Below are 23439 nucleotides of genomic sequence, written 5' to 3' on the forward strand. Positions count from 1 at the left end.
CGTCAAGCACCCCCACGATATGCCGCCTTCCCGATTCCCGCCGTCACCAACTTTGGGCGATAGCTCAACAGCTGTTAGCCCTTAGCATCAGTTGCCGCATCGCACTGAGTGCGGAGTCGGGAAGAGCCGGAAGCCTTCGACTCAGGGCGGACCGACTCGAATGACCCGAAGCTGACATGACCCTCTCCGCTGGAGCTTACCCCTGCGGAACCCCGGCCAGGCGCATGCCTTCATAGATGCGCTCGCGCCCGGCGAGGTACGTCGGATGGTCGCTCACGGCGAAGGCGCGGAAGCGGCGGATGTTGAAGTTCGGATCGAGCGTCATTCCTGCTTGTACGGCAGCCCGCGCTTGGTCCAGCGCGCCGAGGCGCGCCAAAGCAGCGGCAAGACAGAAATGCACGACGGTGTAGTTCCGGTTTGCGTCGAGGCACCGGCGCAGCCAGTCGACAGCTTCGGCATCACGGTTGAGCTGCATCTTGGCGAAGCCGATCCACGCCAACCATCGGGAGGCCAAGGTATCGCGAGGAGAAAGGCGGAATGCCTCTTGAACGTGTATTTCGGTTTCCTCGGCACGGCCGAGAAAATACTTGGCAAACCCGATGAGCGCATGGGCGTTGGCAAAATTTCGATCCAGCGCCAACGTCTGTTCGAATTCACCAATGCCTTGATCCGCTCGTTTCGTAAACATTTGCACGCAGCCCAAGGTCAGATGGGCTAAAGCGTGGTTCGGCGCGAGGGAAAGTGCTCTGATCGAGGCCGACTCGGCTGCCGCAAACCGCGCGGTCCCGTCGTCTGTCATAGCCAGTGCTCCAACGGTCGCATCGACAGTCGCCATGCCGACCATTGCTTCTACGTTGCGGGGATCGAGCTCCAGGGCACGCTCGAAGAACCCACGTGCTTGCGTCAAGTGTTCGGGGGCTACCCCCTTGTAAAGGTAAGCCCTGCCCTGGAACTCCAAGTCCATTGCATCAGGATGTAGCGTGCGCTCCGCGCGTGTTGCCTCGGCCGCGACGAGCTGGGCTCTAAGCGTGTTGGCAATCCTCGATATGATTTCGTCCTGCATATCGAAGAGGTCGGCGACCGGCTTGTCGAACCGTTCTGCCCATAAGTGATTGCCGGTTCGGGCGTCGATTAGCTTCACGTTCACCCTCAATCGCTTGTCAGCTCGCTGCACTGAGCCTCCGAGCACATAGCGGACGTTTAACTCCCGCCCGACCTGTTTCACATCGACGGCCTTGCCCTTGAAAGTGAACGCGGTGTTGCGGGCGATGACGAATGAGCCGGTGATGCGGGACAAGTCAGTGGTCAAGCTTTCGGTTACACCATCGACGAAGTAGTCTTGCGCAGGATCACCGCCGAGGTTGGCGAACGGCAGCACAACGATGGAAAGATGAGGCCGTGAAAGCAGGCCCGGCACCGCGCGCGCGGTCTCTGTCGCCGAGCTAGGCCCATCCCGGACGACAGCGTAGGCCCGGACCGGGCGGGCAATATTTTTGAGGTTCTGCTCGCCCAGGTCAGCAAGTTCAACAGCGACCTTGCCGCGGACATGATCATAGACGGCGGACGAGATGCAGATACCGCCCGGTTCTGTAATGCTCTCAAGACGAGCGGCAATGTTCACGCCGTCCCCAAAGATATCGTGGGGTTCGACAATTACGTCGCCAATATTGATGCCCACGCGGAAAGCAATACGCCTGTCCTCCACGTCGGCGATGGTCAGTTCACGAATGCGAGTCTGGAACTGCATAGCAGCCCGGACCGCTTCGACAGCGCTGGGAAATTCCGCCAAGAATCCGTCGCCGGTGTTCTTGACGATGCGGCCGCCGTGTTCCGCAATCGCGGGTTCGACACCGCCCGCGAGGAGCACTTTCAGTTTGGTGTGCGTAGCCTCTTCGTCGCTGTGCATGAGCCGCGAGTAACCAGCCACGTCGGCCGCCAATATCGCGGCCAACCTGCGCTCTACTCGGACCGGCCGCTCCTGACCATGGCTCTCAACCCAATCGACGAGACATTGTACGACGGATCGGGCGACCGGGCCACACTGCTAATGTCGCCTGTTGTGCCCTAAGGCGAAGTTGCCCAGAGGCTCGCCGGGGTCCGCTGTCACTAGTGAAGCGGACTCACCTGCTATGATCCTTCGAACGCCGCTGACCCAAAGCGGAACTCGCCGAGTTGACGCACGCTTATCGCCGCCGCGCCACGAAAGGCAATTGGGCTTTCGTGCAATTTCCGCTCACAGGTCCGCAATAAAGTGCTAGGCTCCTCGTTGTCCCAACGGCGTGGTTAGTCTGGTTCGGAGGGGCTGTGACCGAGCAGCGGGTTCAAAGGCGACTAGCGGCAATCTTGGCCGCCGACGTCGTGGGTTATTCAGCGTTGATGCAACGCGCTGAGGAAGCGACATACGCCGAGTTCGAGCGGCTCAAGCGAGAACTGATCGAGCCTAGCCTCTCCCGCCACGAAGGACGACTTATCAAGACAACGGGTGATGGCGCGCTCATCGAGTTCGCGAGTCCCTTAGCGGCCATGAGGTGCGCGGTCGAGATACAGGACGATCTCGCCTCGGGCAGCAGTCCCTTAAGGTTACGGGTCGGGCTCAACCTTGGTGACGTTATCGTTGGACAGGACGGTGAACTCTACGGCGACGGGATCAACATTGCTGTCCGGCTGGAGGGGGTCGCCGACCCGGGCGGCGTTCTGATTTCCGAAAAGGTCTATAGCGAAGTCGAAGGCAAGCTGGATGTTCGCTTCGAGGATCGTGGTGAGCAGCAGCTCAAAAACATCTCCAAGCCGATCCGCGCTTACGCTGTGCTTGCGGGAACATATAGCGCGCTGACCGAGAGGCTAAGTGCGGCCCCTCCACTCCCAGACAAGCCCTCCATCGCCGTGCTGCCGTTCGAGAACATGAGCGGCGACACCGAACAGGAATACTTCGCGGACGGAATGGTTGAGGAGATCACTACCGCGCTTTCGAGGTTCAAATGGTTGTTCGTGATCGCTCGAAACTCGAGTTTCACCTTCAAGGGCAAAGCCGTTGACATCAAGGAAGTCGGGCGCAGGCTTGGCGTACGCTATGTCCTTCAGGGGGCGGTACGCACGGCGTCGGGGAAAGTTCGCATCACGGGCCAGTTGATTGAAGCGGCTACGGGCGCACACATTTGGGCTGACAAGTTCGAGCGTGACATGACGGATATTTTCGCGTTGCAGGATGAAGTCACGCTCGCCGTTGTCTCAGCTATTCAGCCAAATTTGTTTCAAGCAGAAATTGCACTGACGAAGCGGCGGCGACCGGAAGATTTCACCGCGTATGATCTTTATCTCCGGGCTATACAGCAAGCCGTCCGATCGACCCGCGAAAGTTTGCCCGAGGCACTCCGACTGGTCCAGCGCGCCTTGAAGCTTGACCCTGGGTTTGCTGCTGCGGCAGCTTTGGCAGGTTCATGTCATATGGAAAACGTGGTTAGGAGCTATGCGATCGACCCACAATTCGAACGCAAGGAAGCCGCTCGGCTTATGCGCTTGGCGTTGAGCCTGGACCACCAGGATCCAGACACGTTAGCAGCTGCTGCATCAGTCTCGGCTTTGTTGGTCGGCGATCGTGAAAGTGAGATCGAAATGGCCGACCGGGCGGTCGCGCTCAACCCAAATTCAAGTCTCGCATGGGGTTGCAGAGGCTGGGTCTATAAGGTTGCGGGGCAGCCGGAGGAAGCGATCCGGAGCTTTGAACGCGCCATGCGAATGAGCCCGGTGGACCCGCAACAATTCACCGCGTTAACCGGGATGGGATTTGCCTTTATTGAGCTTCGTCGCTTTGACGAGGCCATCGTCGCAGGGAAGAAGGCCCTGCGTCAGAACTCTTCCTATCCAGGACCATACCGCTGCCTCGCGTCCGCTTTCGCGCATCTCGGACGGGACGCTGAAGCCCGTGAAGCGGCAGCTGGTGTGCTTGACTTGGACCCCGCTTTCACAATCTCGGCGTGGATCGCTCGGAGCCGGATATCAATAAATGCGAAGCTGATGATTGAGGGTTTTCGCAAAGCGGGGTTGCCCGAGTAGCTCTCCAATGTCCACGAGACGATCGAATAGCGGCACTCTTGTGCGGCGCATGAGTCCGGAGTTGTGCCCGTGGCGTCCGTGAGCGCGGCGCAGCGACATGTCCGGAGTCCGGCGCAAACCGGAAGTCACCGACTGACGGCAACCCGACCCGATTGACCCGGAAGGGACATTCCATTGCTGACCGATTGGCGCGGAGTTGACTACAGAGATTGTCTCGGCAAGCCCGCGAGACCGGCGCACTTTCGCGATGAGGTCAGATGATCGGACGCGATCCCCACCGGTCACGCTCAAGTGGCAGACCGCTGCTCGCCCTTAGGAATTCGTTAACCATCGCGGCCTAGCCTGCCGTCATTGCCCGGTCATCATCAGCCGTTGCTGCTCGGTTCGTTCGAGGAGAACAGCGGGGTGCCCGCCGAGACGCTGACGTATGCCGCGCTAGGCGCGTGCCTGAAAATCTCGCGAGTGGCTGCTCGTCGCTTACCACACGACGGCGCTTGCCGCGCTCACTTTCGGAGCAAAGTCCTAGTGTACCGCAATCCGTATCCTCTCATTCCCCAGCTCGGTGGAGCAATTGCGAGGCAAAAATGACCAACAATCCCGATATTCGCGAGATGAAGGCGCGCATTAGCGTGTTTGGGGTCGGCGGTGCCGGTGGCAATGCTGTCAACAACATGATCGCGGCCGGGCTGCAAGGCGTCGACTTCATCGTCGCCAATACCGATGCACAGGCGCTTAGTATGTCGAAGGCCGAGCGTCTCATCCAGATGGGCACGCGGGTGACGGAAGGTCTCGGCGCTGGCTCGCATCCTGAAGTGGGGCGCGCTGCAGCCGAAGAGACGATCGACGCGATCCGCGATCATTTGACCGGCGCACACATGGTTTTCGTTACTGCGGGCATGGGCGGCGGTACCGGCACCGGCGCAGCGCCCATTATCGCCAAGACTGCGCGAGAGCTTGGCATTCTCACCATCGGTGTAGTCACTAAGCCATTCCACTTCGAGGGCCAGCGCCGCATGCGCCTTGCCGAGGCCGGCGTGGCGGAACTGCTGAAGATGGTGGACACTCTGCTGATTATCCCGAACCAGAACCTATTCCGGGTGGCCAACGAGAAGACCACGTTCTCCAATGCCTTCGCGATGGCCGATCAGGTGCTTTATTCGGGTGTGGCCTGCATCAGCGACCTCATAGTCAAGGAAGGTCTGATCAACCTCGATTTTGCCGACGTTCTCGCCGTAATGCGCGAAAAGGGCAAGGCCATGATGGGCAGGAGCGAGGCTTCTGGCGCAAACCGCGTGCTCACCGCCGCCGTGGCCGCGATTTCCAATCCATTGATCGAGGACCCCTCGATCAAGCGTGCCAGCGGCCTCATAATCTCCATCACCGGCGGCAAGGACCTGATGCTATTCGAGGTCGACGAAGCTGCTACCCGCATTCGCGACGAGGCCGACCAGGACGCCAACATCATCATTGGCGCATCGTTCGATGAAAGCTTGGAGGGTACCGTCCGCGTCTCGGTAGTGGCGACCGGTATCGATAATCTCGACGCGGCGCCCCACGCGCAACCCGCGGAAAGCCCACTCACGCAGCTCGCCGGCAGGCTGCGCAACGACAGCCGTCAGATCGCCGGATCCAACGTAGTACACCGCTGACCGACGCGCATCGCATCGGCGCCTCGGTACAGTTCGCGCAAATAAAGGAGCGATTCCGGTATCGACCTTGGCTGATCCGCGTCCATGAACGCCGGGCACTCGGTTACTTCCGCTTATGGCCGCCCTTAGCCGACCGTTTGCCGCGCGCCTTCCCGTATCGGCTTCTTGGACCGAACCGGACGCCATGGAGATTGGACGCAACCAACTCTTTTGCCTCCTGTTGTCCTAAGTCCGGCCGCTCGACGCCCTACCCTGTCCTCCAGTCATCCAATTGGGTCACCTTGGTGCCGCTCAGGAACACGGCCCAATCTTTCATTAACGCCCGGCGCTTTTCTAGCTTTTGGCCTCGCTGATAGGCTGCAGTGGTCTCGCTCTTGTATTTGTGGGCCAGCGCAGCCTCACGTACGCCGTCCGGATAGTCGGTGCATTCCTCAGCCCAAGTTGCGAAGGTCGACCTGAAGCCGTGAACCGTTACATGCCCGTAGCCGATACGATCAAGTACCGCGAGCATCGCGTTTTCGGAGAATGACCCGCCTTCGGGATTGGTGAAGATCAGTTCACCTTGGCGGCCGTCTCGCATCTCGTCGAGGACCGCCAAGGCGGGATCCGTCAAAGGGACGTAGTGGTCCTGGTCCATCTTCATTCGCTCGCCGGGAATTTTCCAGGTCGAGCTTGGGCGATCGATCTCAGACCAATGCCCTTCGACGGCCTCGTTCGTGCGGCAAGCGGTGAAGATTAGGAAACGTAGCATCGCAGCAGCTGTTCCGGGCGCACCGGCAAGAAGTTTCATGAACGCCGGCGCCTCGGCGTACGGCAAGGCTGGATGATGGCGGACGACCCGCTTGGGGCGCTTTGGAAGCTTTTCGCGCAACTGCCTCGTAAGCTCGGCCGGATTGCGGAAGTCTGGATCGTCGATATCAACGTTCTTCGCAACAATGGTTTCAATCCGGCCGCGGACCCGGTTCGCAGTCTCGCGCTTCTCCACCCAGATCGGCTTGAGCAGATCGTGGATGTGGCTCGGCTTGATCTCCGGGATGGTGAGCTTGCCGATGGTGGGATAGGCGTAACGCTTGAGGGAGGACGGCCACTGATCGCGATGCTTCCCGCTCCAGGTCGACCAATTCGTCCGGATGTAGGCTTCCGCGCATTCCTCGAACGTCGGCAACACAACCTTGGCCTCGACGGCTTTCGCATCTTCGCGCGCCCTTCGCCTCTCCTGCACTATGTCAACGCCGGCGGTGCTGCGATCGCCTTTCACGCGCAGCCGCGCTGCATCCCTTGCCAGCCGCGCATCCTTTAACGACACTTCCTTTAAGGAGCCGAGGCCGTGCCAGCGCTCCTTGCCGTCTTTCCAATATCTGTATGACCAGCTCTTCGATGTTGGTCCGGTAATGATCAAGTAGAGCCCATCGCCATCGGCGTATTTGCCGGGCTTGGTTTGGCGTTCTACGTCGAGCGGTTTGAGCCTTCCAGCCATTGTTCCTCCGGGAAAAACCGTCCTCCGAACCCACGGGCAAAAACCACGGTCAGCGACCCGATTAGGAGGAACACCGGCGAACTGCAAAGTACAGTCTTTCGGCGCAAGTCCCTGATTTTGCTGTGGGGTTCGAACAACTGCGAACAGAGGAGAACAATATACTGGCGGAAGGGGTGGGATTCGAACCCACGGTACCCTTGCGGGCACGCCGGTTTTCAAGACCGGTGCCTTAAACCACTCGGCCACCCTTCCAAGACTTGAAATTGCTAGGCTTTTCGCCGCTTCGCAGAGAACATTCAGGACTCTGCTGCCGCTTTGCTACCCAACGTCGTCGGTGCGCTTCTTTATGGCGGCTCGCATGGCGTCGTCAACCGCTGCGGCTGCCCCACCCTGTATGTTCGGCATCAGAAGTGAATAGATGTCGAAGGTGATGGCAATCGAGGTGCGGACGAAGGGAGCCCGCCGTTTCACGCATCCTTGCTAATTGGCGGTGCTGCCGCTCTTGGCCTTGGATGACTGCTTCACAACCGGCTTGGCCGGCGCGGCCGACTTCTTCGACGCATCATCGCCGCGGGCAGTTCCCCACGGATCGACCGCCTTCTGGTCCGGAACATTGTTGAGGGAGCGTTGATAGGCGCGCGCAGCCCGCTCATCGTCCGCCTTCTGTGTCGCCGTCTTCGCCTTGGGCTCTTCGCCAGGTCCTAGCATATGTTCCTCCGCCAGCGCGGGGGCGGCCATCAGGGCAAGCAAGACGGCGACGGCGATTTTGTGCATCGAGAAACTCCCCGTTCTGCGACGAGCATAACACCGCGCCGATTGCGGTAGCAATGCAGCCGGGCGTGAGTTGGATATGACGCTGATCGGACGATCTGTCAGGCGCGCGTCAGTTTGGTGCTCTAGCCTCGGTCGGGACTGGCGACACCTCCCAGGGCCTCGCCGGTCGCGAGGCCCGGCTGGATTCGCGTCCATTTCCGGGCCTCGTTTGGCTTCGCCCGCAAAAGAAAACGCGGCGCCTTTTGGGGGCACCGCGCGAAGTCTGTTTGTTGCAATGGTTGTTGTTGCGTTGCCTCAGTAGCCGCAATTGCCGCAGCGAGGCGCGACCGGGGCGTAATAGGAATAGCCCGGCGAGACCATCTCGACACGCTGGCGCGTGGCGTATTGCGGCGGGATTTGCTCGTACTGGACGCTCGGCGGCGCCACCATCACGGTCTGCGGCACCATCACGGTGCGGTACTGCGCCGGCGTGCGATGCGCGACCGTCGCACCTGGCGACACCATCACGGTCTCGTCGACGGCGCGGTATTGCGGCGCGACGTATTGCTGCTGATAGCAGGTCGTGCACGGCTGCGGCGGCGCGTAGCAATTGTAGCAGCCGGCGGAGGCTGCGGTCGTCATGGCAATGGCAGCGACGACTGTTGAGAAAACGACAGCAAGAGTACGAGACATTATGGTAGCGCCCCAGTTGCCCGAAATGGATTTGCGAAGGTCGCCGCAGTATACGCCGCAAAACCCATGGCTGCCGAAGTTCGTCGGGGCATCCTTAATGCGAACGGCCGGCCTTCACCGGCCGTTCAGAACTTGTTGACCATGCACGACCGCGACGTTTGCGATCGCGCCCGTACAAGACGCGCCTACTTCGTGCGCCGCTTGACTTCGCGCACCGCGCCGCGCGCGGCGCTGGTGGTGAGCGCAGCGTAGGCCTGCAGCGCGGTCGAGACGTTGCGCTTGCGCGCTGCGGGCTGCCAGGCGGCATCGCCCTTCGCGTCTTCGGCGAGCCGGCGCGCAGCGAGCTCCTCGTCGGAGACCTCGAGGTTGATGCTGCGGTTCGGAATGTCGATGGCGATACGATCGCCGGTGCGAACCAGACCGATGTTGCCGCCTTCGGCCGCTTCCGGCGACAGATGGCCGATGGACAGCCCCGAAGAGCCGCCGGAGAAACGTCCGTCGGTAACGAGCGCACAGGCTTTGCCGAGGCCCATCGATTTCAGATAGCTGGTCGGATACAGCATCTCCTGCATGCCGGGGCCGCCGCGCGGGCCTTCGTAGATGATGACCACGATCTCGCCGGCGACAACCTTGCCGCCCAGAATGCCCTCGACGGCCGCGTCCTGGCTCTCGAACACCCGTGCGGGGCCGGAGAATGTCAGGATCGAGGCATCGACGCCTGCAGTCTTCACGATGCAGCCGTCCTGCGCGAGGTTGCCGTAGAGCACGGCGAGGCCGCCGTCCTTGCTGAAGGCGTGCGCGAGATTGCGGACGACGCCCTTCTCGCGGTCGGCATCGAGCTCGTCGTAGCGGCGCTCCTGGCTGAAGGCGACCTGGGTCGGGATGCCGCCGGGCGAGGCACGGAAAAAGGTACGCACCGCCTCGCTTTTCGAGCGCTTGATGTCCCAGCGCTCCAGCGCCTCGTTCATGGTCGGCGCGTGCACGGTCGAGACCGAGGTGTCGATCAGGCCGGCGCGGTCGAGCTCGCCCAGGATGCCCATGATGCCGCCGGCGCGATGCACGTCCTCGACATGCACGTCGGCAACTGATGGTGCGACCTTGCACAGCACGGGCACGCGGCGCGACAGCCGGTCGATATCCTGCATGGTGAATGCGACCTGCCCCTCATGGGCGGCGGCGAGCAGATGCAGCACGGTGTTGGTCGAGCCGCCCATCGCGATGTCGAGCGTCATCGCGTTCTCGAACGCCTTGAAGTTCGCGACGTTGCGCGGCAGCACGGATGCGTCGTCCTGCTCGTAATAGCGGCGGACGAGATCCACGATGGTGTGGCCGGCCTCGACGAACAGGCGCTTGCGGTCGGCATGGGTCGCGACCACCGTGCCGTTGCCGGGCAGCGCCAGGCCGAGCGCCTCGGTCAGGCAGTTCATCGAGTTGGCGGTGAACATGCCCGAGCAGGAGCCGCAGGTCGGGCACGCCGAGCGCTCGATCACCTTGACGTCCTCGTCGCTGACCTTGCTGTCCGCCGCGGCCACCATGGCGTCGATGAGATCGACAGCCTTGGTCTTGCCTTGCAGCTTGACCTTGCCGGCTTCCATCGGGCCGCCCGAGATGAACACGGCGGGGATGTTGAGCCGAAGTGCTGCCATCAGCATGCCGGGCGTGATCTTGTCGCAGTTGGAGATGCAGACGAGGCCGTCGGCGCAGTGCGCGTTGGCCATGTACTCGACGCTGTCGGCGATCAGCTCGCGCGACGGCAGGCTGTAGAGCATGCCGTCATGGCCCATGGCGATGCCGTCATCGACCGCGATGGTGTTGAACTCCTTGGCGACGCCGCCGGCCTGCTCGATCTCGCGGGCGACCAGCTGACCGAGGTCCTTGAGATGGACGTGACCGGGTACGAACTGGGTGAAGGAGTTGACGACCGCGATGATCGGCTTGCCGAAATCGCCATCCTTCATGCCCGTCGCGCGCCAGAGGCCGCGGGCGCCCGCCATGTTGCGGCCGTGGGTGGTGGTGCGGGAGCGATAGGCTGGCATGGCGGTTTCCGTCCTCGGGTTTGGCCGGCCGGGCGGGAAATATCGAAGCCGCCTCAGGCCTTTCCGGCCGGATAGCGCACGGGCCGGGCGGGCGCAACGAGAACTTGCCTCTGATAGCCCCGGATTGGTCTATCGCAGGCCTCCTCTGCTTCCGGCGCGTGGGCACAGGCAATCTCAGCCGTCATGCCCGGGCTTGTCCCGGGCATCCACGTTCTTGATGCCGCCGAAAAGGTCGTGGATGGCCGGGACAAGCCCGGCCATGACGGAGCACTTACTGCAAAGTCGGATCGAGCCGATCGCGGAGCCAGTCGCACCTTGCTGCTTTCAGGCGCATGCATCCGCGCGCAAAATCAAGCGCGATTAAATCCGTAGTGAACCGGAATGGAGTCCTAACCCTGTCTCGCGTACATCGCGGGACATCGATCGGCGGCCTTCCAAGGGCATCACCCTCTGATCGCGCACCACGGGGTTGGGGGACCATCTGGGGCGGGGGATCAAAGGCTGGGGCAAGGTTACGAGGTCCGGACTCCTAGGCACTCCGGACCTCGTGCTTTCTTCATCGAACGCAATTTCGCGCCGCCGGCTCTGTGAGCCGTGCGGCGCGAAGTCGTTCTGGACTGCCCTCTCCGCTTACTTCGGCACGTTCCGCTCGAGATCCTCGAGCCAGGCCGCGGCACTCGAATCCGACGGCGCACGCCAGTCGCCGCGGGGCGACAGCGATCCGCCGGCCGAGACCTTCGGTCCGTTCGGCATCGCCGAGCGCTTGAACTGGCTGAAGGCGAAGAAGCGGCGCAGGAACACTTCAAGCCAGCGCCGAATTTCCGGAAGATCATAGGCGCGGCGCTTGTCGGCCGGAAATGCCGGCGGCCATTCGCCCTTGGCGACGTCCTTCCAGGCCTGGAACGCCATGAAGGCGATCTTGGACGGCCGCAGGCCGAAGCGCAGTGTGTAGAACAGGTTGAAATCCTGCAGCTCGTAGGGCCCGATGGAGGCCTCGGTGCTCTGCGGCTTCTCGCCCGGCTTGACCGGGACCAGCTCCGGCGAGATCTCGGCCGACAGGATCGAGGCCAGCGTCCCGTTCACGTCACCGCTGAATTGCTTCGAGGCGATCACCCAGCGGATCAGATGCTGGATCAGCGTCTTCGGCACGCCGGCGTTGACATTGTAATGCGCCATCTGGTCGCCGACGCCATAGGTGCACCAGCCGAGCGCGAGCTCGGAGAGATCGCCGGTGCCGATGACGATGCCGCCATGGTGGTTGGCGAGCCGGAACAGATAGTCGGTGCGCAGGCCTGCCTGCACATTCTCGAAGGTGACGTCGTAGACCTTCTCGCCAGTGCCGAAGGGATGGCCGATGTCTTTCAGCATCTGCGTGGCGGTGGTGCGGATGTCGAGCTCCTGCCAACTCGTCTGCAACGCCTTCATCAGCGCCAGCGCATTGGTCTTGCTCTCGCTGCCGGTGGCAAAGCCCGGCATGGTGTAGGCCAAAATATTCTCGCGCGGCAGGCCCAAGAGATCGACGGCCTTGGCGGCGACGATCAGCGCATGGGTGGAATCAAGACCGCCCGATACGCCGATCACGACGCGCTTGGTGCCGGTCGCGCGCATGCGCTGCACCAGGCCTGCGACCTGGATGTTGTAGGCCTCGTAGCAATCCTGCTCGAGCAGGCTTTCATCGCTCGGCACGAACGGGAAGCGCTCGACCTTGCGCAGGAAGCCGATGTCGGCCGCAGGCGGCTTCAGGGTGAAGCTAACTTTGCGGAAACGGCCCTCGCGCTGCCGGCGATTGTCGTCGAACGTGCCCATCAGGGCGCGCTCCTGCCTGAGCAGGTCGAGGTCGACGTCGGCGAGCGTGATCTGGCCGTCCTGCCGGAACCGCTCGCCCTCGGCCAGCAGCACGCCGTTCTCGTAGATCGAGGTCTGGCCATCCCAGGCGAGGTCCGTGGTGGATTCCCCTGCCCCGGCGGCGCAATAGACATAGGCCGCAAGGCAGCGCGCCGAGGTCGACTGGCACAGCAGCGCGCGCGAACGCGCCCGGCCGATCGTGATCGGGCTGCCCGACAGATTGATCAGCACGCTCGCGCCGGCCAATGCGAGCTCGGAGGCGGGCGTCACCGGGATCCACATGTCCTCGCAGATCTCGACGCCGATGGTGAGGCCGGGAACATCTTCGGCCGCAAACAGCAGGTCGGTGCCGAATGGCGCGTGGAGCTTGCCGATGGCGATCGCCTCGCCCGCGATGCCGGCGCCGGAGGCGAAATGGCGGCCCTCGTAGAATTCGCGATAGGTCGGCAGATAGCTCTTGGGCACCACTCCCAAAATGCTGCCGCGGTGAATGACGGCGGCGCAATTGTAGATGCGATTGCCGAAGCGCAGCGGTGCGCCGACGATCAGCACGGTCATCAGCGCCGCGGAGGCCTCGACGATCGACGCAAGCCCGCGCTCGACGGCGTCGAGCAGCGGATCCTGCTTGACGAGATCCTCGATCGCATAGCCGGACAGGCACAGCTCGGGAAACACGGCCACCGCGACCGATTGCGCGTCGCAGGTTTTGGCCGCCGCCATGACCGCCTTCGCATTGGCCGCGGGATCGGCCACATGGGAGGTGGTGACGCAGGCCGCAACGCGCGCAAACCCGTGGGCGTAGATCGAGTGGAAGCTCATCGGGCAAAGGACCCTTAAATCTTGCCGGACCGGCCGCCGGCGCTGGACTCTATGTAGCCCATCGACCGCGCCCCGTGCAGGCCATCCGCCATCATGCATAACCGGTTTGCAGCTTCGCCGGCCGGCTTTTTTGGCAGAATCACGCGCTGCGCGCGAGCACGCCGGAGAGGTCGTTGCGCAGCCATTCCGCGATCCGGGGCCAGGCATGGGCGTGAGTCCGCGCGCCCATGAACAGGCCGAGATGGTTGCTCGGCTCGGAGGCCGCTGCGACGAAAGCCGGCGGCGTGCCGATGAGGCTGGCGGCCGCGAGCGCCTGCGTGGCCGGCACGACATCGTCGTCGAGCCCGGCCAGCAGAAAGACCGGCGCCTTGACGTCCCTCAGATCGATCCGCCGGCTGAGTGCCGTGAAATTGCCTGACGCGATCCGGTTCTCGCGAAAGATCCAGTTGACGATCTGGAGGTAGTAGGTGCCCGGCAGGTCGAGCGTCTCGCTGTTCCAGCGCTCGAAGCGCGCGAGCAGGGCCGCGCCCTCCGCGTCCGAGAGGTCTTTCTGCAACGACGCCGCGACGTCGTCACGGCAAGGCGCCTTCGACCAGACCCGCAGCATCTCCTCGCCGCTGACATTGCCGCCGCCGCGCGCGACGAGCTGGTCGTAGACGATCCCGGGCGCGTTGCGGGCGAGTTGCGACAGCCTGGACTCGATCGAGAGGTCGACCGGCGCACCTGCCAGCACCAACCGCCGCACCTTGGCCGGAAACCGCGCCGCATAAAGCAGCGACAGCCAGCCGCCCTGGCACAGACCGACCAGATCGACCGGCGCGCCGATCTCGTCGACGGCCAGGTTGAGATCGCCGAGATAGCTGTCGATCGAGAGATAGCGCATGTCAGGCGTGGCCGAGCGCCAGTCGGTGAGATAGATCCGGTCGATGCCGCCCTGTTGCAGCGACTGCACCACGCTGTGGCCGGGTGCAAAATCGGCGATCAGGGCGCGATGCAGCGCATAGGGCGCGCAGACCAGAGCCGGCTGACCGGATCGCGTCCGCGAACAATCGCGCAGCCGCATGGTGGCGAGCTCCAGCGCCACGCTGCCGGGCGTGGTCCAGGGAAGGTCGCCCTCGCCCTGCTCCGCCGGGCCGCGCTCCAGCCACCAGAAGCAGGCGTCCATGGCGAGACGTGCCGCCGCAAACGGCCACAGCACGGGGTCGTCGGGACCGCGCCCCGCTCCACCGGGCTGTTGACCGCTCTTCCCCGTTACCATTGCCGCATGATCCTCACAAAAACGCCTCCAGGCTGACCACGGAGATGCCGAGCTCCCTGAAGCTGTGATGGGTCGCTGCGACCGAGCCGTCGAGGTCGATGCCACGGCAGGCGTCCTCGATCACGGCAACCTCGAACCCCGCCTTGCGCGCATCCTCCGCGGAAAAACGGACGCAGAAATCGAGCGCCAGGCCGGCGACGAAAACCGTCTTCAGCTCGCGCTCCCTGAGATAGCCGAGCAAACCGGTCGGCGTCCTGTGGTCGTTCTCGAACAGCGCCGAATACGAATCGATCCCGCGGCGGAAACCCTTGCGCACCACAAGGTTCGCGCGGGCGACCTCAAGCTCCCGATGGAATTCGGCGCCGGCCGTGCCCTGGACGCAATGCGCCGGCCAGAGCACCTGGGTGCCGTAGTCGAGCTCGATGGTCTGGAACGGCTGGCGGCCCGCGTGGTTCGGCGCGAAGGAGACGTGGTCGCCCGGGTGCCAGTCCTGCGTCAGCACCACATTGGCGAATTTTTGGGCGATCCGGTTGATGGCGGGGACGACCTTCTCTCCGCCGGGAACGGCGAGCGCCCCGCCCGTGCAGAAATCGTTCTGCACGTCGATCGCCAGCAGCACGTCGCGGTCGGTTATCTTCATCGCAAGGCCCCATGTCGTCCGTCCGGCGCAACGGGCGCCGCCGCTGTCGTCAATGTCGATCTTCCCGCGCCGCTTCGCAACCTCCGACACCCTGTAACGATGTCGCGCGAACGGCCGGCTGATCCTCCTGGATGCAACGCTTTGGCCTCGTCCGTGTTGACTAGCTGTACCCGAGGGCGGAATCTCTGATATCCGCGGCATACGGATCGCGGCGAAGGCGTGGAGGAAAGGGTTCCCAAAGCCTGCAAGGCTAAGGTAGCCAAATGGTCATGAGTATCGGCAAGACAGGAAACATTCTTCTCGCCGATATCGGCGGTACCAACGCGCGCTTCGCGCTGAGTAATGGCGAGCAGATCGGACCGATCGACTATGTGAAGGTCGCCGACCATCCGACGGTCCGCGAAGCCATCGCCGACGTGCTGCGGCGGGCCGACAGCGAGAAGCCGGTCAGGGCCGTCCTCGCCGTCGCCGGTCCCGTCACCAACAACCGCTGCGTCATGACCAACAGCCCCTGGGTGATCGACGGCAACGAGCTTCAGTCGGCGCTCGGCTTCGACAGCGCCCACGTGCTCAACGATTTCGAGGTGGTGGCCTGGTCCCTGCCCGCCTTGCAGCCGGCCGACCTGATTCCACTCGGCGGACAGGATGGCATGTCCGGGGAGCCGTTGCTGGTGGTCGGGCCCGGGACGGGTTTCGGCGTCTCCTGCCTGGTCGAGCGCCATGGCTCCCGGCTGGCCGTCGTCACGGAGGCCGGTCATGCCACCCTGCCGGCTGAGACCGAGCGCGAGGAGCGCGTCATCGCCGCCATGCGCCGGCGCTTCGGCCACGTCTCCATCGAGCGCGGCGCCCTCTCCGGCTCGGGGATGCAGTCCCTCTACGAAGCGATGGCCGAGGTCGATGAAGCCCAGGTGCCCCAACGCGATGCGGCGGCGGTCACCAAGGCGGCGCTGGACGGGACTTGCGAGCTCAGCCGTGCCACGCTGGAGATGTTTTGCGCCATCCTCGGCTCGGTTGCGGGCAACCTCGCGGTGACCTTCGGCGCCAGAGGCGGCGTCTACATTGCCGGCGGGATCGTGCCGCGCTTTCCGGAATTCCTTTCGGCTTCAGCGTTCCGCGCGCGTTTCGAAGCCAAAGGGCGCTTCCAGGACTATTTGCGCAATATCCCGACCCGTCTCGTCATGAAGCCCGATGCAAGCTTCGTCGGCCTGAAGATGTTCGCCGACCACAATCTGGATTGAGGCGCGCCGGACCTCGCACTCTCCGTTAAGCAATTCACAGCTGATTGCAGCACTCGCGCGGTTCCACGCAGGATCGTGCTTGCCCTGTTGTTTCCGATGAGAAACAATTCACAATTCAAGGAGTGTGTGGCGTAGGTACGGGGGCGTGACATGCGTAAGCAGGATGTGGGCTTCGACTATCACCGCTATCACCGGCTGCTGACCGAGGCAGACGATGACGACAAGCGCATGGCGCTGATCGATCTGTTGATCGAGGAGAAGGCCCGGGACCGGTTGGCCGCCCAGCGCGCCTCCGACCGCGCCGCCATGACGGCCTACACCATCGCCACGGTGCTAAATGCCGGCCGCAACTAAGGCTTGCAGGCCCCCTGTCGCCCGGCCAACGAGTCCGCGATCGGTTGCAATTCCGTTAACGATCTCTCGCAAGCCTATGTCAAACTCTTTGCTCTAAGAGTTCCCTCACCTGATGCAATTCAGGATCAACACAGGGGGAATGAACATGAGCATGATTTCGCTCGCCGAAATGCCGGCTGCCGTCCAGACCCGGTCGACTGACTATTCTCTTAAAGCCATTATCATCTTCTGCGGCATGGGGCTCATCGCCTCGTTCGGCCTGATGGCGCACGGCGTTGACCTCAGCGCAGGCCTGATCTGAGACACTGACGACTCTTTCGTCCTAGATGGCCGCCCCTGTCGGGCGGCCATTTTCGTTGGGCGATGTCGCGATCGTTGACAGTGTCAGTGGGGGGCCTTCGCGGGCGTATCGGGAAACAGCGAGTCGATCATGATCCTGAGCTGGTCGAGCGCAATCGGCTTGCGCAGGATCGGCCGGCGCCGCAGCAGTGACGGCAGCAATTCCGGCCCATAGCCCGTCGCGAACAGGAACGGCTTGCCGCGGCGCTCGATCAGATCGGCGACCGGATCGACGTAAACACCCATCAGATTGATGTCGAGGATCGCGAAATCGTACTGCGCGGTCATCGCAAAGGCGCTCGCATCGCGCACATTGTCCGCTTCCGCGACGACATGGTGACCAAGCTCCTCCACCATGTCAGCCATCATCATCCGGATCAACGCCTCGTCTTCGACCAGGAAAACGGAGAGCCTGTCCGCCATTATCAACCTCTCAGCCGCCTTGCGCAGCTAAGCATACCCCATTTGCGAGAAGGATTCACGAATTCGTGGCCTTCAAATTCCACCAATGCATGCAATCCGAGTCAAGCTTGATCAATCCAGGCCGCGCTCATGGCTGAGGCGCACCATCTCCTGGATGAACACCTGCTTCTGCTTGTCGTCGAGGCTCGAGAACAACGGTTCGGCGGCGTCGGCGACGTTGCGCTGATCGGAGGCGCGGTCGATCAGGAATTGCGCCTCGTTGCGCATCTGCTCGATGATGTCGTCGGGCGGATCCCGCTTGGCGCGCTCGATCCGCAGGTTGAGCCGCTCGGCGCCGTTATGCCCGAGATAGTGCATCGCGCTCGAGAAGCCGAACCAGTGCTTCTCCTGATCGGGCGTGAGGTTCAGCTCGGTCTTGATCCGCTCGATGTAGGAATCGCTGTTGGAGACAATCTGGTCGGCGGTCAGTTGCGGCGCGCCGGGCTGGGTCAGGACCGTAACGTCCTTATCCCCGGTATCCGCTGGAGCGTTCTTGGCCTCCTTGCCCGCCTTGGCGCCCTTGCCGGCTTTCGCGCTCTTGGCATCCTTGGCGGCGCCCGGCTGCTTTGAGTCCTTCGCATCCTTGGATGCGTCCTTGCTCCCGTCCTTGCTCGCGTCCTTGGCAGCCGGCGCCTGACCATTGTTGTTCCCGACGCCGAGCACACCGGTGAAGACGCCGACCACGCCGCCGATGGCGCCGCCGAGAACGCCACCGACGGGACCTGCCGCCTTGTTACCGGCCGCAGCGCCGTCCTGAACGCCCTTGACCAGACCTTGTGCATTCGCAACTGCGGCCGCGCCGACCAGCACTGTCACAACGGAGCCGAGCGCGAGCCATCGTCGCAGGCGAAGCCGTACAGGCGGCGCCGGGTTGATCTTCTGGGTCTTCATCTCGATCTGCTTGCCCTCTGGAAACGGCAGGCCTCCTGCCGGTTGCAACTCTATCGTTTTCGCGGCGCCGAGGTCTAGGCGCGGACCATCGCTATCCCCGTTTGAAAGGCCTTTGGCGCGAAGCGGTTATGCAGGCTTATTCGGAACTGCGGCGTAATTGCGCACGGATCGTCCCCAGCTGTCGCACTCCGAAGTGTGCGTCGCAATAAGAGCAGCGGTAGCTCATGCTTGGCTCATGCTCGGCGCACGCCGCAGCCTTTCCCTACACAACGTTAGTTCTAGAGAGTGAGACGTTCGGCTTTCTCGACAGACGTAATCAATCATGATCTGATCGCGCTACCAATTAGCCGTGTCCCGCGCGTGATTAGCCGCCCGGGGATAACGACGCCAACAAGAAACGTCCAACAACAAAATCAAAAAACAAACTCAGGAAAGTCAGAGGAAACGAAAGAATAATAGAACACACCAAGGCGAGGAAACGAGATGTCACGCAAGACACTGACACGACGTCAATTTGTGGCAGCCACTGCAATGTCCTCCACGGCGTTGATCGCGGCGCCCTATGTCCGAGGCGCTTACGCCGCCGGCAAGCTCTCGATCGGCTTCTGGGACCACTGGGTGCCCAACGCCAACGACGCCTCCACCGCGCTCGTCAAGGAATGGGCCGACAAGGAGAAGGTCGAGGTTTCGATCGACTACATCACCAGCAACAACAAGAAGATTGAGCTGACCGCAGCGGCCGAAGCGCAGGCCAAGTCCGGTCATGACATTCTCCAGATGCCGAGTTGGTGGCCGCACGCCTATTCAGAAAATCTCGAGCCGCTCAATGACGTCATGGAGCCGCTCATCAAGCAGAATGGCGAGGTCAACGGCACCGTCAAATATCTGGGACAGTCGGGCGGCAAATGGCTCGCCGTGCCCGCGACGCCAGGAAGCCAGATCAAGGGTCCCTGCTCCCGCATCGATCTCATGAAGAAGCATGCGGGCATCGACGTGCAGGAGATGTATCCGGCCGGCAGCCCGCCGAAAGCCGACAACTGGACGATGGAGACGTTCCTGAAGGCGGCGGAAGCCTGCCATAAGGCCGGCTTCCCGTTCGGCATCGGTCTCGGCGAAACCACCGACAGCGTCGACACGGCGGGGGCGATCTTCCAGTCGTTCGGCGCCGAGCTCGTCAACGCCAAGGGCGATGTCACGGTCAAGACCGACGAGGTGCGGCAAGCGCTCGAATTCTACAAGAAGCTGATCGCCGTGCTGCCAACGGATGCGCCGTCCTGGGATGACGCCTCCAACAACAAATGGCTGATCTCGGGCCGCGGCGCGATGATCCTCAACCCGCCAAGCGCCTGGGCCGTCGCCAAGCGCGACGCACCGCAGGTCGCCGAGCAATGCTGGACGCACGGCTTCCCAGCCGGCCCGAAGGGACGCTTTGCGCCGTTCCTGCCCTATTTCTGGGGCGTCTGGAGCTTCGGGAAGAACAAGGAGGCGGCCAAGAGCCTGCTCATCCATCTGTCCTCGCCGGCGGCGATTGAAAAATTCGTCGCGGCGAGCGGCGGCTACGATCTCCCGGCCTACGCGAACATGACGAAATTCAAGACCTGGGCCGAGGAAGGGCCGCCGAAGGGCACGCTCTTCCACTATCCGGATCCCTACAAGCAGCAGACGATGTCGATCGCAGCGTCGCCGGCGCCGCCGAAGATCGCCCAGCAGATCTATTTCCAGGCGACGCTGACCAAGATGGCGCTGCGCTTTGCGCAGGGCGAGAAGATGGACACGGCGCTCGCCTGGGCCGAGGGCGAGTGCGAGGGCTTCATGCGGACCTGAGCCGGGTGTGTGCCATGGCGGTTCGCGCTTTCGGGCGTGAGCCGCCAAGGCGCGCTTTCGTTCCGTCCGCATGTTCCTGAGGCCGACCGCTCGCCGGCTTCACCGTTGAACGTCCCTCAGAAAGTTTGACCAGAAAGTCAGATTCATGGCCGATGTCGTCGTAGAGCAAGGTCGCCGCGCTCGTGCCGCAAGCCCCCGCAAAAAGAATGCGAGCCTGCGTAATGTGCTGGGTCGGAAATCGTCCGTGGCGTTCTTCCTGACGCTGCCGCTGATCCTCCTGATCGCGCTGCTCGTGCTCTATCCTGCCTTCTATTCGCTCTACCTGGCGACACTGAACAAGGCGATGACGAAATTCGTCGGCCTCGGCAACTTCACCTTCCTGTTCAAGCGCGAGACGTTCTGGATGGTGGTGAGGCAGTCCTGTATCTTTGCGATCACCGCCGTATTCTTCAAGGCGCTGATCGGCTTCATCGTCGCGCATTTCGTCCACAACATTCCGGGCAAGAAGCAGCGCAAATGGCGCGGCATGCTGCTGGTGCCCTGGGTGATTCCGCCGGCGATGAGCACGCTGGCCTGGCTCTGGCTGTTCGATCCCTCCTACAGCGCCTTCAACTACACGCTCTCCTTCTTCGGCGTCGGTCCCATCCCCTGGCTCGGTGACACCTTCTGGGCGCGCTTCTCCGTGATTCTCGTCAATGTCTGGTACGGCGCGCCGTTCTTCCTGATCATGTATCTCGCCGCGCTGAAATCGGTGCCTGACCAGCTCTACGAGGCCGCCGCCATCGACGGCGCCAACTGGTGGCAGAAGATGTGGTACGTCACGCTGCCGATGATGCGCAACATCATCGCCATCACGACGCTATTCTCGCTGATCGTCACCTTCGCCAATTTCGACATCGTGCGCATCCTGACCTCGGGCGGTCCGCTGGACCGGACGCATCTGTTCGCCACCTGGGCGTTCCAGGTCGGCATCCAGAGCAACGATATCCCGCTCGGCGCCTGCGTCTCGCTGTTCATGGTGCCGATCCTTGCCGTCGCAGCGATCTTCATCCTGCGCGATGTCAATAAACGTGGGAACGAAGCCTGATGAGCACGCTCGTAATCGACAAGGCTGGACCAACTCGCAAGCTCGGCAGCATGAGCCGGGACCGTATCTGGGCGCTGCGCTGGTCCTATTTCTTCCTGGTGCTGTTTGCGATCTTCTTCCTGACGCCGCCGGTCTACATGCTGATCACCTCGCTCAAGAGCAGCGCGGAGATTTCGGCGGCGACCAATCCGTGGTGGGTGTTTCACCCCACTTTGTCGAACTATGTCGAGCTCCTGACCTCGAACCAGTTCCTGCGCTTCTTCTGGAACTCGTCGATCATCTCGATCGTGGTCGTGATCGTCACCATGCTGATCAGCATCCCCGCGGCGTTCGCGCTGGCGCGGATGAAGTTCTGGGGCTCGGCGACGCTCGCGACCGGCGTCTTTCTCACCTATTTGATCCCGGACAGTTTGCTGTTCATTCCGCTGTTCAAGATGCTGGCGGTGATCCAGGACTTCACCGGCATCACGCTGCTGAACCGCTGGTACGTGCTGGTGTTCATCTATCCGACGCTGACCGTGCCGTTCTGCACCTGGATCATGATCGGCTACTTCGCCTCGATCCCGAAGGAGCTCGATGAGGCCGCGATCATCGACGGTGCTTCCTGGCTCCAGACCCTGCTGCGGATCTTCATTCCGGTGGCGCTGCCCGGGCTGATCGCGGCGACGATCTTCGCCTTCACCGTATCATGGGCCCAGTTCCTCTATCCCCTGGTGTTCACGACATCGATCGACCAGCTCGTGTTGCCGGTCGGCATCACCACCACGTTGATCAAGGGTGACGTCTTCAACTGGGGTCAGATCATGACCGGCGCACTGCTCGGCGCGGCGCCGCCGCTCGTCATCTACGCCTTCCTGATGGATTACTACATTGCCGGCCTGACCGCCGGCGCGACAAAGGGTTGAATGTTCATGGCTGACGTTGCATTGCGGAAGGTGGTCAAGCGTTACGACGATGTCGAGGCCGTGCGCGGTATTGACCTTGATATCGCCGACCATGAGTTCATCGTGCTGGTCGGGCCCTCCGGCTGCGGCAAGTCGACCACGCTGCGCATGATCGCGGGACTCGAGGATATCAGCGACGGCGACATCATGATCGGCGGCGACATCGTCAACGACGTGCCGCCCAAGGACCGCGACATCGCCATGGTGTTCCAGAACTACGCGCTCTACCCGCACATGACGGTCGCCGAGAACATGTCGTTCGGACTGCGGCTGAAGCATTATCCCAAGGCCGAGATCAAGGCGCGGGTGACGGAAGCCGCACGTCTCCTGGACATCACCGATCTGATCGACCGCAAGCCCAAGCAGCTCTCCGGCGGTCAGCGCCAGCGCGTCGCCATGGGGCGCGCCATCGTGCGCAATCCAAAGGTCTTCCTGTTCGACGAGCCGCTGTCCAATCTCGACGCCAAGCTGCGGGTGCAGATGCGGATCGAGATCAAGAAGGTGCACCAGAAGGTGCGCACCACCACCGTCTACGTCACCCACGACCAGGTCGAGGCGATGACGCTGGCCGACCGCGTGGTGGTGATGAACAAGGGTCGCATCGAGCAGATCGGCACGCCGAACGAGCTCTACCACAAGCCGGCGACGCGCTTTGTCGCAGGCTTTATCGGCTCGCCCGCAATGAACTTCATCCCGTGCCGGCTGGAAGATGCCGGCAGCACGCTGCAGATCCGCCTGACCGACCGCATCGCCTTTGCGCTGCCGCCGGCGCGCGCCGCGCGCTACAACGCGTTGCCGCGCAGCGACAAGCTCCTGCTCGGGGTCCGACCGGAGCATCTCACCGAGGCGCACGCGCATCTGGATCCCGGCATCGAGAGCTTCGATACCGTGCTCGACGTGACCGAGCCGATGGGGATGGAGACGCTGGTCTATTTCGGGCTCGACGGCACGCCGGTCTGCGGCCGCGTCAATCCCAATGCCGGCGCCAAGGACGGGGCTCCCATGCGTTTGGCGATGGACCTCAATAACATGCACCTGCTAAACGAGGAGACCGGCGTCGTACTGTGACGCCGCTTC

General features: G+C 62.6%; 19 protein-coding genes and 1 tRNA gene. 9 read left to right on the forward strand and 11 right to left on the reverse strand.

What is annotated here, in order from left to right:
* Positions 1–196: 196 nt before the first annotated feature.
* The gene (locus ABIC09_RS23510) at positions 197–1951 is read right to left on the reverse strand and encodes an adenylate/guanylate cyclase domain-containing protein (protein WP_354110736.1); all 1755 of its coding nucleotides are present in this window, start codon (positions 1949–1951) and stop codon (positions 197–199) included.
* Between the two features lie 392 nt (positions 1952–2343).
* Here ABIC09_RS23510 and ABIC09_RS23515 point away from each other — a divergent pair, with 392 nt between their 5' ends.
* A complete protein-coding gene (locus ABIC09_RS23515) occupies positions 2344–4053 on the forward strand; it encodes a tetratricopeptide repeat protein (protein WP_354110737.1) in 1710 nt (569 codons plus the stop codon).
* A gap of 584 nt (positions 4054–4637) precedes the next feature.
* On the forward strand, positions 4638–5702 hold the full coding sequence (gene ftsZ, locus ABIC09_RS23520) for a cell division protein FtsZ (protein ID WP_354110738.1): 1065 nt from the start codon (positions 4638–4640) through the stop codon (positions 5700–5702).
* Between the two features lie 247 nt (positions 5703–5949).
* Here ftsZ and ABIC09_RS23525 read toward each other — a convergent pair whose 3' ends face one another.
* The 8 genes from ABIC09_RS23525 to pncA form a co-directional block, all read right to left on the reverse strand.
* On the reverse strand, positions 5950–7179 hold the full coding sequence (locus ABIC09_RS23525) for a tyrosine-type recombinase/integrase (RefSeq protein ID WP_354110739.1): 1230 nt from the start codon (positions 7177–7179) through the stop codon (positions 5950–5952).
* Between the two features lie 162 nt (positions 7180–7341).
* Positions 7342–7431: transfer RNA gene (locus ABIC09_RS23530), tRNA-Ser, on the reverse strand.
* 228 nt (positions 7432–7659) lie between these two features.
* Complete coding sequence (locus ABIC09_RS23535) at positions 7660–7953, reverse strand: hypothetical protein (protein ID WP_354110740.1); 294 nt, start codon at positions 7951–7953, stop codon at positions 7660–7662.
* 294 nt (positions 7954–8247) lie between these two features.
* The gene (locus ABIC09_RS23540) at positions 8248–8574 is read right to left on the reverse strand and encodes a hypothetical protein (RefSeq protein ID WP_148749255.1); all 327 of its coding nucleotides are present in this window, start codon (positions 8572–8574) and stop codon (positions 8248–8250) included.
* Positions 8575–8810: 236 nt separating this feature from the next.
* Complete coding sequence (ilvD, locus tag ABIC09_RS23545; RefSeq protein ID WP_354110741.1) at positions 8811–10661, reverse strand: dihydroxy-acid dehydratase; 1851 nt, start codon at positions 10659–10661, stop codon at positions 8811–8813.
* Positions 10662–11291: 630 nt separating this feature from the next.
* A complete protein-coding gene (locus ABIC09_RS23550; protein WP_354034487.1) occupies positions 11292–13325 on the reverse strand; it encodes an NAD(+) synthase in 2034 nt (677 codons plus the stop codon).
* Positions 13326–13464: 139 nt separating this feature from the next.
* Positions 13465–14583 carry an alpha/beta fold hydrolase gene (locus ABIC09_RS23555; protein ID WP_354110742.1) on the reverse strand — a complete coding sequence of 373 codons (1119 nt, stop codon included), beginning with the start codon at positions 14581–14583 and terminating at the stop codon, positions 13465–13467.
* Positions 14584–14596: 13 nt separating this feature from the next.
* Positions 14597–15223, reverse strand: a complete 627-nt coding sequence (pncA, locus tag ABIC09_RS23560; RefSeq protein ID WP_354082910.1) for a bifunctional nicotinamidase/pyrazinamidase — start codon at positions 15221–15223, stop codon at positions 14597–14599.
* A gap of 269 nt (positions 15224–15492) precedes the next feature.
* Between pncA and glk the strand changes: the two genes are divergently transcribed.
* The 3 genes from glk (at position 15493) to ABIC09_RS23575 (ending at position 17116) form a co-directional block, all read left to right on the forward strand.
* On the forward strand, positions 15493–16461 hold the full coding sequence (glk, locus tag ABIC09_RS23565) for a glucokinase (protein WP_148749353.1): 969 nt from the start codon (positions 15493–15495) through the stop codon (positions 16459–16461).
* Positions 16462–16611: 150 nt separating this feature from the next.
* On the forward strand, positions 16612–16815 hold the full coding sequence (locus ABIC09_RS23570) for a hypothetical protein (RefSeq protein WP_354110743.1): 204 nt from the start codon (positions 16612–16614) through the stop codon (positions 16813–16815).
* A 145-nt stretch (positions 16816–16960) separates the two neighbouring features.
* A complete protein-coding gene (locus tag ABIC09_RS23575; RefSeq protein ID WP_187434623.1) occupies positions 16961–17116 on the forward strand; it encodes a hypothetical protein in 156 nt (51 codons plus the stop codon).
* An 83-nt stretch (positions 17117–17199) separates the two neighbouring features.
* On the opposite strand, the gene ABIC09_RS23580 is transcribed toward ABIC09_RS23575, so the two are convergent.
* Together ABIC09_RS23580 and ABIC09_RS23585 are read right to left on the reverse strand one after the other, a co-directional pair.
* Entirely contained in the window at positions 17200–17577 is a 378-nt protein-coding gene (locus tag ABIC09_RS23580; RefSeq protein ID WP_148749262.1) for a response regulator, read from the reverse strand.
* A 111-nt stretch (positions 17578–17688) separates the two neighbouring features.
* A complete protein-coding gene (locus tag ABIC09_RS23585; protein ID WP_354110744.1) occupies positions 17689–18507 on the reverse strand; it encodes a Spy/CpxP family protein refolding chaperone in 819 nt (272 codons plus the stop codon).
* A gap of 483 nt (positions 18508–18990) precedes the next feature.
* On the opposite strand from ABIC09_RS23585, the gene ABIC09_RS23590 reads away from it, so the two are divergent.
* From ABIC09_RS23590 to ABIC09_RS23605, 4 genes are all read left to right on the forward strand, one after another.
* Positions 18991–20331: an ABC transporter substrate-binding protein gene (locus tag ABIC09_RS23590; RefSeq protein WP_148749263.1), complete on the forward strand. Its 1341-nt coding sequence runs from the start codon at positions 18991–18993 to the stop codon at positions 20329–20331.
* A gap of 145 nt (positions 20332–20476) precedes the next feature.
* Positions 20477–21418 carry a carbohydrate ABC transporter permease gene (locus tag ABIC09_RS23595; RefSeq protein ID WP_148749264.1) on the forward strand — a complete coding sequence of 314 codons (942 nt, stop codon included), beginning with the start codon at positions 20477–20479 and terminating at the stop codon, positions 21416–21418.
* Entirely contained in the window at positions 21418–22323 is a 906-nt protein-coding gene (locus ABIC09_RS23600) for a carbohydrate ABC transporter permease (protein WP_148749265.1), read from the forward strand. Before ABIC09_RS23595 ends, ABIC09_RS23600 begins: the two co-directional genes overlap by 1 nt.
* Before the next feature lie 6 nt (positions 22324–22329).
* Positions 22330–23430, forward strand: coding sequence for an ABC transporter ATP-binding protein (locus ABIC09_RS23605; protein ID WP_354034479.1), 1101 nt, complete (start codon positions 22330–22332; stop codon positions 23428–23430).
* Positions 23431–23439: the final 9 nt, after the last annotated feature.

The organism is Bradyrhizobium sp. S3.12.5, from assembly GCF_040548225.1.
Classification (GTDB): domain Bacteria; phylum Pseudomonadota; class Alphaproteobacteria; order Rhizobiales; family Xanthobacteraceae; genus Bradyrhizobium; species Bradyrhizobium cytisi.

Bases quoted from the DNA above. Each gene is read 5' to 3' on its own strand.
- ftsZ (WP_354110738.1), top strand. From the start codon at position 4,638: ATGACCAACAATCCCGATATTCGCGAGATGAAGGCGCGCATTAGCGTG.
- ABIC09_RS23525 (WP_354110739.1), bottom strand. From the start codon at position 7,179: ATGGCTGGAAGGCTCAAACCGCTCGACGTAGAACGCCAAACCAAGCCC.
- ABIC09_RS23535 (WP_354110740.1), bottom strand. From the start codon at position 7,953: ATGCACAAAATCGCCGTCGCCGTCTTGCTTGCCCTGATGGCCGCCCCC.
- ABIC09_RS23540 (WP_148749255.1), bottom strand. From the start codon at position 8,574: ATGACGACCGCAGCCTCCGCCGGCTGCTACAATTGCTACGCGCCGCCG.
- ilvD (WP_354110741.1), bottom strand. From the start codon at position 10,661: ATGCCAGCCTATCGCTCCCGCACCACCACCCACGGCCGCAACATGGCG.
- ABIC09_RS23550 (WP_354034487.1), bottom strand. From the start codon at position 13,325: ATGAGCTTCCACTCGATCTACGCCCACGGGTTTGCGCGCGTTGCGGCC.
- ABIC09_RS23555 (WP_354110742.1), bottom strand. From the start codon at position 14,583: ATGGTAACGGGGAAGAGCGGTCAACAGCCCGGTGGAGCGGGGCGCGGT.
- pncA (WP_354082910.1), bottom strand. From the start codon at position 15,223: ATGAAGATAACCGACCGCGACGTGCTGCTGGCGATCGACGTGCAGAAC.
- glk (WP_148749353.1), top strand. From the start codon at position 15,493: ATGAGTATCGGCAAGACAGGAAACATTCTTCTCGCCGATATCGGCGGT.
- ABIC09_RS23570 (WP_354110743.1), top strand. From the start codon at position 16,612: ATGCGTAAGCAGGATGTGGGCTTCGACTATCACCGCTATCACCGGCTG.
- ABIC09_RS23575 (WP_187434623.1), top strand. From the start codon at position 16,961: ATGAGCATGATTTCGCTCGCCGAAATGCCGGCTGCCGTCCAGACCCGG.
- ABIC09_RS23580 (WP_148749262.1), bottom strand. From the start codon at position 17,577: ATGGCGGACAGGCTCTCCGTTTTCCTGGTCGAAGACGAGGCGTTGATC.
- ABIC09_RS23585 (WP_354110744.1), bottom strand. From the start codon at position 18,507: ATGAAGACCCAGAAGATCAACCCGGCGCCGCCTGTACGGCTTCGCCTG.
- ABIC09_RS23590 (WP_148749263.1), top strand. From the start codon at position 18,991: ATGTCACGCAAGACACTGACACGACGTCAATTTGTGGCAGCCACTGCA.
- ABIC09_RS23595 (WP_148749264.1), top strand. From the start codon at position 20,477: ATGGCCGATGTCGTCGTAGAGCAAGGTCGCCGCGCTCGTGCCGCAAGC.
- ABIC09_RS23600 (WP_148749265.1), top strand. From the start codon at position 21,418: ATGAGCACGCTCGTAATCGACAAGGCTGGACCAACTCGCAAGCTCGGC.
- ABIC09_RS23605 (WP_354034479.1), top strand. From the start codon at position 22,330: ATGGCTGACGTTGCATTGCGGAAGGTGGTCAAGCGTTACGACGATGTC.